The organism is Candidatus Bipolaricaulota bacterium (assembly GCA_021159055.1).
Taxonomy (GTDB): domain Bacteria; phylum Bipolaricaulota; class Bipolaricaulia; order UBA7950; family UBA9294; genus S016-54.
The window spans coordinates 1-5617 of the sequence record JAGGSO010000145.1 but is presented as its reverse complement, the minus strand read 5'-3'; the positions used below and the strand labels follow the sequence as shown (position 1 = coordinate 5617).

Here is a 5617-nt window from a genome sequence, read left to right as displayed (position 1 = left end):
CCCCTCATACCTCCTATTGTACCGCTGCAAGCAGGGTTTTGAAACTACTTCTAGACCTCCAGGACTTAATCAGTTCCTCGATGCTGTTGCGGGTCACCTTTTCCTCCTTCCAGATTAGGTAACCCAAATTTTGAGGAATTCGCCCTGGCTTCGGTAACTTTTTCAATGAGGCACTTCGAGGGGTTGACTTGCGGTAGGGATTTGTGCTAGAGTGAAACCTGAATCAGGTGTCATTTCACCGAGAGGGGCATCCCTGGTAGAAGGGAGGAATGATGGATAAGGTGGGGATTATCGGCATCGGACAAAGCCGATTCGGCCAGCGCTCCGATGCTTCACTCCGAGAACTCGCATTCGAGGCGGTGAAAGGAGCCCTTACCGATGCGGGGATCACGCTGGATGAAGTGAAGGCGATGGTGGTCAGCGTCGCGTCCGACGAGCTAAGCTTTGCGCTACAGCCATCTTCACAGATTGTCGATTACCTAAATTTCTATCCGAAACCGAGCTTCCGCGTCGAGGGGGCGTGCGCCTCAGGGAGCATGGCCGTGCGCACAGGATGGATGACGGTGGCCTCTGGGCTTGCGGACGTCGTCCTGGTTGTTGGTGCGGAGAAGATGACTGAGGTATCGACCGCAGCGGTGACCGACGTTTTGGGACGAGCGGGGGACTTCATCTGGGAGTATCCGTTCGGGATGACATTCCCCGGCTACTATGCGCTCATCGCGCGCGCCCACATGGCGAAATACGGAACAACCGAGGAGCAGCTCGGGATGGTAGCGGTGAAAAACCACCACTATGGTGCACTGAATCCCTACGCCCACATGCGAAAGGAGATCACCCTGGAGAAGGCCCTGAGTTCCCGAACGGTCGCCGATCCGCTCAAACTCTACGATTGCTGTCTCATCTCCGACGGAGCGGCGGCGATCGTCCTTGCCTCCGAGAAGTTGGCCAAGCGGTTCAATAATGATCCGGTCTGGATAACCGGCCTCGGATTGGGGACCGATACCCTGTCGCTGATGGATCGGCGCGACCTGACAACCATCGACGCCACAGTCGAAGCGGCGCAACAGGCGTATACGATGGCAGGCATCGAACCCCGTGACGTGGACGTGGCGGTGGTGCACGACTGCTTCACCATCGCCGAGATTGTGGCCTACGAGGATCTTGGCTTCTGCAAAAAGGGTGAGGGCGGAAAGATGATCGAGGAGAAGAGGACGTACATCGGCGGCGACATCCCAGTGAACGTTGACGGGGGACTGAAGTCCAAGGGGCACCCAATCGGAGCCACCGGGGTGGCGATGGCGGTGGAGATCACCAAACAGCTGCGCGGTGAGGCCGATCACGGTCGTCAGGTCCCCAATGCGCGGATCGGCCTTTCCCATAACGTAGGGGGAAACGGGCAGCACTCCGCAGTGCACATCTTCAGACGCGACTAAGGAGTTAACCATGGAATTTAGAGACTTCTCGCTTCTCGTTGAGCACACAAAGGTCGGTGAGTTCGCCGCCGGTCTCGAACGCGGTGTGATCCTCGCCACCAGATGCAAAGAGTGCGGCAGGATCTACTATCCGCCCCGGCACGACTGCTCCCGCTGCCTGTCCGATCAGATGGAGTGGATAGAGCTGAACGGAACAGGAAAGTTGGTCTCGTTCACCGCGATTTTCGTCCCACCGGAGCACTTCACACCCGATCTCTCAACCGCAGCACCGTTCGCAAGCTACGAGTACCATCCCGCGCCGGTGGGGATCGTGGAGTTGAAAAACGGGGTCCGAGTTATGGGTTGGATCCCAGGGATTCCCCGAAAAGAGCTGCGGGTGGGAATGGAGCTGGTGCCCATGCCCGAGATACTGCCGGACGGCCGGGCGACGATCGTCCTTGCGCCTCCACCTGAGGAGTAAACAGATGTCAAAACCGTTTCAATACACAAAAATCGCTGGAGTAGGGATGTATCTTCCCGCCGAACGGATCACTAACGCCGAACTCGCAGCGTTGATGGATTACGACGTAGAGGAGTACCTGAAGGAGAAGGGGATCGGAGTCCGCTACCGCGCCGCTGCCGGCGAGGCTACATCCGACATGGCTGTCCAAGCGGCGCGTAACGCACTCGATCAAGCGGGACTCTCCCCGAAGGACATCGACCTGATCATCCTCGCCACCGACACCCCGGACTTCGTCACCCCTCCCACCTCAGCGATCATTCAACACAAGCTGGGCGCGGTCAACGCCGGGTCGTTCGATATCAACGCAGCGTGCACCGATGAGACAATAGCATTGGCAATCGCATCGAACTACATCGCGCTCGATCCGTCAATCAACAACGTAGTGGTGATCGGCGCATATGGGATGACCAAGTGGCTCGACTGGAGCCCTTATTCGCAGTCGGCGTCCAAGGTGTTGGGGATGCTGTTCAGCGACGGGGCGGGAGCGGTGGTCCTTACTCCAGCCGACGGTCCGGGCTATTTGGCATCCAAGATGATGACCGAGGGAGATTATTGGGATACGTACGGGATATACCTGGGAACCGCGCGCCCGGTGACCCGCGAGATGGTGGAGCGGAAACAGCACTTCCTTCGCTTCCATGAGAACGGCCATCGCGTCCCCCCCGACTTCAACCTCGTCCGTTGGCCCAAGCTTCTCCGGGAGACGATGGCCCAGGCTGGGTATGAACCACATGATCTCAAGCTGGTGTTGATGAATCAGGTCGAGTTGGCAACGGTGCGGGCGACCCTGGAGGTACTGGGCCTACCGATGGAGAGAACACACTGGGTGGCGGACAAGTTCGGCTATGCTGGTTCCGCATCCGTGTTCATGGCGCTGTACGACGCACTCGAACAGGGCAAGATCGAATCGGGGGACCTGATCGCCTTCTGCACCTCGGGGGCCGGATTCGTCCTCTCGACCGCGCTGTTCCGCTGGGTATGAGAAAGGAGGTAAAGGACGTGCGACTGAAGGACAAAGTGGCGATCATCACCGGAGCCGCGCGGGGGATCGGGCGCGAGACGGCGGTCCTGTTCTCCCGGGAGGGAGCGAAGGTCGTGATCTGCGACGTGGTCGATTCCGGGCAGGAGACGGCCGCCGCGATCGAGGCGGCCGGCGGCGAAGCCCTGTTCGTTCGGGTGGATGTGACCGACCGGGAGAGCTGCAACCGCGCGGTCGAACAGACGGTGGAGAGGTTCCACCGCATCGACATTCTGATCAACAATGCTGGTATAGTACGCGACGCGCGCCTGGTGAAGATGACAGAGGAGGACTTTGACCTTGTGGTCAAGGTGAACCTGAAGGGGACGTTCAACATGACGCAGGCGGTCGCTCCGGTCATGATCGACCAGGGGAAGGGAAAGATCATCAACGTGGCCTCTGTCGTCGCCCTGTACGGCAACTTCGGACAGACGAACTACGTGGCGACCAAGGCGGGAATCATCGGGATGACCAAGGTCTGGGCGCGTGAGCTCGGGCGTAAGGGAATAAACGTCAACGCCGTCGCCCCTGGGTTCACCCAGACGGAGATGACGAGCTCCGTTCCGGAGAAGGTGCTGGCGATGATGCGGGAGAAGACCCCTCTCGGTCGACTGGGGACCCCACGCGATATTGCAAACGCTTACCTGTTCCTTGCCTCGGATGAGTCAGACTACGTCCACGGCGCGGTCCTGAGCGTCGACGGAGGGCTGATCCCGTAAAGGAGGAGTGTACTAATTGCATGGAGCTTAGCGGGAAGGTCGGGATCGTCACCGGGGCGAGCGCAGGGATCGGCGCGGTGCTGGCACGCGCCTTATCCGAGCAGGGAGTGCGCGTGGCCCTTGCTGCCCGCCGGCGCGAAAAGCTGGAAGAGATCGCGAAGGAATGCCCGAATGAGACCCTCCCTGTCCGGTGCGACGTCACGCAGGACAAGGAGAGAAAGACCCTGGTGGAGGAAACGCTCCGCCGGTGGGGGAGAATCGATATCCTGGTCAACAACGCCGGAATCGGGATGTACGGGCCGATCGAACATGCAAGCGAGGCCGATATCCGCCGTCTGTTCGAGGTCAACGTATTCGCTGTCTTCTTCCTCACTCAGCTCGTCATCCCGATCATGAAACGTCAAGGCTCTGGGATGATCCTCAATATTGGATCCATCGGCGGGGTCGTCGCTCACTCGGCGAACGTGACCCCATACGTCGCGGCGAAGCACGCGGTGGTCGGATTCACCCGCGGGCTGCGTCGAGATCTGGAAGGGACCGGGATCGCTGTCAAGGTTGTCTGTCCCCAGCTTGTGTACACCGACTTCTACCGGAAAAGCATCGGGGCAGAGAGGATGGCAGGGATGGTCGAGCGGCTAAAGGACCGGATGGATACTCCGGAAGAGGTAGTACAGGGGATATTTGCCCAGCTCTCTTCCGACGAGGTCGTGATCTTCCCCACGGGAAAGTCGAGGAAGGCGTACGAGCTGTTCCGTGATCTTTAGGGAGAAAGAAGGGGGGCGATGCATACAGAGGAATGTAGGACCGTCCTCATCATCGGCGGAGGCTCGGGGATGGGACGCGCCGCGGCCGTGGAGTTAGGACGACGTGGCCTCGATGTATTTATCGCCGATCTTGACCATGCGCAAGCGGAACGAGTCGCCGCCGAAATCTCCGCTGCTGGAGGTGCGGCAAGTGGATTTCAATTGGACGTCTCCCAGAGCCCCGCGGTGGAGAAGCTGTTTGCTCAACTACGCGAGTGCACCGACCGGTTAGACGTCGTGGTAAACGCAGCCGGGATCCTCGATCCGACGGTGTTTATCGAGGATATGACCGATGCACAGTGGAGGAGGATGATCGCGGTCAACCTGGACGGGACGTTCTACTCCTGCCGGGCGGCGGTGCGGTGGATGAAGGAGCACCGAACCGGCCGGATCATCAACTTCAGTTCGGTAGCCGGGCTCATTCCCACCCCGGGTGCACTCCACTACAGTGCAAGCAAGGGTGGGGTGATCCAGCTGACCAAGACGCTGGCGCGGGAGGTGGCACGCTACAACATTCGTGCGAACGTGATCGCGCCCGGATACGTGACCACGCCGATGCTCGCTAAGATCGACCCCGAGTTCAAGGAGCGCATCCTGCGGCAGACGCCGCTCAAGCGGTTCGGCACCCCGGAGGAAATCGCCGGTCTGGTCGCGTTCCTCGTGAGCCCGGCCGCTGATTTCTTCACCGGCCAGGTGTTCAGCCCCAACGGAGGATTGGTCATCTAAAGGAGGCACGATGCAAGATCGGTTTCCGCACCTGATCTCCCGCGAATCGGACGGGATATGCTGGACGCAGATCAACCGCACCGGGGACCGCAACTCCCTCGACTCCGAGCTTATCGATGAGGTGACGCGTCACCTGGAGCACCTGGAGAGCGGCACCACCCGCGCCGTAGTTTACACCGGTGCGGGAGACGAGTACTTCATCGGGGGGGCGGACGGAGTGGAGATGATGGAGCTCTCTCCTGCTGAGGCACGGGATTTCTCCAAACGGATCCAGGGGCTGTTCAACCGCATGCAGGCCAGCCCGTTGATCCTTGTCGCAGCGATTAACGGACTGTGCTTCGGCGGCGGGCTTGAGTTTGCGTTGGCATGCGATATCCGAATTGCAAGCGAGAACGCCCGCATCGGCCTCCCGGAGG

General features: G+C 59.9%; 7 protein-coding genes. All 7 read left to right on the top strand.

Features of this window, described 5'->3' with window-relative positions; genetic code table 11:
* The first annotated feature begins 272 nt into the window (after positions 1-272).
* Complete coding sequence (locus tag J7J55_07490) at positions 273-1433, top strand: thiolase domain-containing protein (GenBank protein MCD6142538.1); 1161 nt, start codon at positions 273-275, stop codon at positions 1431-1433.
* Between the two features lie 10 nt (positions 1434-1443).
* Positions 1444-1893, top strand: coding sequence for a Zn-ribbon domain-containing OB-fold protein (locus J7J55_07485; GenBank protein ID MCD6142537.1), 450 nt, complete (start codon positions 1444-1446; stop codon positions 1891-1893).
* A gap of 46 nt (positions 1894-1939) precedes the next feature.
* Positions 1940-2917 (top strand): ketoacyl-ACP synthase III, encoded by a 978-nt coding sequence (locus tag J7J55_07480; GenBank protein MCD6142536.1) that lies wholly within the window; start codon positions 1940-1942, stop codon positions 2915-2917.
* A 17-nt stretch (positions 2918-2934) separates the two neighbouring features.
* Positions 2935-3672 carry a 3-oxoacyl-[acyl-carrier-protein] reductase gene (fabG, locus tag J7J55_07475; GenBank protein MCD6142535.1) on the top strand — a complete coding sequence of 246 codons (738 nt, stop codon included), beginning with the start codon at positions 2935-2937 and terminating at the stop codon, positions 3670-3672.
* Positions 3673-3692: 20 nt separating this feature from the next.
* Positions 3693-4436 (top strand): SDR family oxidoreductase, encoded by a 744-nt coding sequence (locus J7J55_07470; protein MCD6142534.1) that lies wholly within the window; start codon positions 3693-3695, stop codon positions 4434-4436.
* Positions 4437-4454: 18 nt separating this feature from the next.
* Positions 4455-5201 (top strand): SDR family oxidoreductase, encoded by a 747-nt coding sequence (locus J7J55_07465; GenBank protein MCD6142533.1) that lies wholly within the window; start codon positions 4455-4457, stop codon positions 5199-5201.
* Positions 5202-5211: 10 nt separating this feature from the next.
* The coding region (locus J7J55_07460) for an enoyl-CoA hydratase/isomerase family protein (protein MCD6142532.1) at positions 5212-5617 on the top strand (406 nt) is incomplete at its 3' end.

Bases quoted from the DNA above. Each gene is read 5' to 3' on its own strand.
- J7J55_07490 (MCD6142538.1), top strand. From the start codon at position 273: ATGGATAAGGTGGGGATTATCGGCATCGGACAAAGCCGATTCGGCCAG.
- J7J55_07485 (MCD6142537.1), top strand. From the start codon at position 1,444: ATGGAATTTAGAGACTTCTCGCTTCTCGTTGAGCACACAAAGGTCGGT.
- J7J55_07480 (MCD6142536.1), top strand. From the start codon at position 1,940: ATGTATCTTCCCGCCGAACGGATCACTAACGCCGAACTCGCAGCGTTG.
- J7J55_07470 (MCD6142534.1), top strand. From the start codon at position 3,693: ATGGAGCTTAGCGGGAAGGTCGGGATCGTCACCGGGGCGAGCGCAGGG.
- J7J55_07465 (MCD6142533.1), top strand. From the start codon at position 4,455: ATGCATACAGAGGAATGTAGGACCGTCCTCATCATCGGCGGAGGCTCG.